This window comes from Campylobacter sp. GB48, assembly GCF_049221845.1.
Taxonomy (GTDB): Bacteria; Campylobacterota; Campylobacteria; order Campylobacterales; family Campylobacteraceae; genus Campylobacter_D; species Campylobacter_D lari_C.
In genome coordinates this window covers 1-640 of the sequence record NZ_JBMJAR010000094.1, presented here as the reverse complement: position 1 = coordinate 640, position 640 = coordinate 1, and the positions used below count along the sequence as shown (strand labels likewise).

Here is a 640-nt window from a genome sequence, read left to right as displayed (position 1 = left end):
ATATAAACCATCTTCCATGATTATAGTAGTGGCCAATGAAATTCATTATTTTTACTCTTTTATATTATGCTCTTTAGCATAAGCTAGTATTTTAGCTCTTAAATCCTCTGGAAAATTATATCTATATATAGCAGGAATTCTTGGATCACATAATCTATCTAACACATTTCTTTTATAAAAATCTTCCAATTGTTCGGGTGTGTAATAATAAGGTGCATTAGGATAGCCTTGAGGTGGAGTTAGGGCTGCTAGTTTGGCATGTAGTATTAAAAGATCATCAAACAATCTAGCTGATTCTTTACTTCTACTGTCACGAATATCAGAGGAAAAATTCATTCTATTACCAAATGTATAAGCATTAGCTTCTTCATCGAATTCTTTCCTACTCTCTGGAGTAGAATCTATATCCCTTGGATCTTTTAGCTTGCCTTGTCTTACTTTCTCATCTAAAGCCTTAATACTACCGCCATCACCATCATAAGCAAACTGATATTCGTTTAAATCAATAATCCAATCCACTCCTATAAGTTCATCTAAGAAAGGAAGCATTCCAAATTCATCATAAGGAGGATTTTTAGAAAAATCTTTTAGCATTTTCTCTCTTAAAGCATTAGTATGACCTCCACCTGCTAAGGCTACA

Annotated in this window: 1 pseudogene; it reads right to left on the bottom strand. The window is 33.0% G+C overall.

The features are described from left to right. Positions 1 to 51: 51 nt before the first annotated feature. Positions 52 to 640: pseudogene (locus ACOTVC_RS09000) on the bottom strand (hypothetical protein); the annotation flags it as partial.